This window comes from Pseudomonas sp. ARP3, assembly GCF_001029595.1.
In the GTDB taxonomy this organism is placed as follows: domain Bacteria; phylum Pseudomonadota; class Gammaproteobacteria; order Pseudomonadales; family Pseudomonadaceae; genus Aquipseudomonas; species Aquipseudomonas rhodesiae.
This window is the reverse complement of record NZ_LEKF01000058.1, coordinates 1-1,418: the sequence shown is the minus strand read 5'-3', so window position 1 is coordinate 1,418 and position 1,418 is coordinate 1. Positions and strand designations below refer to the sequence as shown.

Annotated in this window: 1 pseudogene; it reads left to right on the top strand. The window is 61.2% G+C overall.

The features are described from left to right. Positions 1-1,418, top strand: a pseudogene (locus ABX75_RS27970) (RHS repeat protein); the annotation flags it as partial.

The following is a 1,418-nucleotide window of genomic DNA, read 5'->3' as shown; positions in this document are numbered from 1 at the left end:
TACGGTTCGAGCCGAAGGCCGTGGTCCGTATGTCTGGACGACTGAGCAAAACGTCGTTTCCTACGCCTATGACGACCTGGGCCGACTGGTCTCGGCGACCAATGCCGTCGGCGAAAGCGAGGTGTACCGCTACGACGATCGGCACGTCATTGTGGAACGCGGCCTGGCCGGCGGGGCTAGTTTCTTCTGGGCGTGGGAACGCTCCGGCAAGGCGGCGCGCTGTGTGCGGCACTGGGCCAGCTTCTCGCAGATGGACACGCGCTATGTGTGGGGCGATGACGGCCAGGTCACGGTGCACAACGCCGATGGCAGCCAGGAAATCTATGTCCACGATGACCGTGCGCGATTGGTGCAACGCATCGATCCCGATGGCGCGCAGCACTTCAAATCCTACGATGCCCAAGGGCGGTTGACGGTCGAACAAGACCCGCTGGGCGCGGTGACGGCCTATCAGTACGACGAAGCCGGACGCTTAGTGGCGTTGTTTCCTGGGGAAGATGAGCCCACTACGTACGAGCATGACCACGGGTTCGTACGCGTGGTGCGTCGGGGTGAGGCGGTCTGGAAATACGAGCGTAACGATCAGGGCGATGTCATTCGTAAGATCGATCCTGACGGTCACGTTACCGACTACAGCTATAACAAACATGGGCAACTGACCGGCGTCTGGTACCCGGATCACAGCTGCCATCGCTTGGTGTGGAATGAGCGCGGGCAACTGATTGAGGAGCAGTTGCCCAATGGCGGCATCAGGCGCTATCGCTACGACGACCTGGGCCGCGAGGTGGCGCGCGAAGATGAACACGGCGCGCTGACCCAGTATCAGTGGGACGCTGTGGGTCGACTGACTCGTCTGACCCTGCCAGGCGGTGCCACCCGCGAATACAGCTACAACCCCTACGGAAAAATCACCGCCGAACGCGACGAACTCGGCCACGTCACCCGCTACGACTACGCCGACGGCCTGCACCTGATCAGCCGCCGCCTGAATGCCGATGGCACTCAGGTCCAGTACCGCTATGACAACGCCCGATTACTGCTCACCGAAATCGAAAACGAAGTCGGCGAAACCTACCAACTCGACTACCACCCCAACGGCCTGATCCAACAGGAAGTCGGGTTTGATGGGCAGCGCACCGCTTACGTTTACGACCTCAACGGCCACCTGCAGGAAAAAACCGAACACGGCGACGACGGCAGTCAGCTCGTCACTCGTTACGAACGCGACCATGCCGGACGCCTGGTACGAAAAATCCTGCCCGATGACAGCGTCGTTGAATATACCTACGATCGCCAGGGCAATCTCCTCAGCGTCGACGACGGCCATTGGGCGTTGGCCTACGAGTACGACCGCCAAAACCGTCTCACCGCCGAACACCAGGGCTGGGGCACCCTGCGCTATGGCTACGACGCCTGCG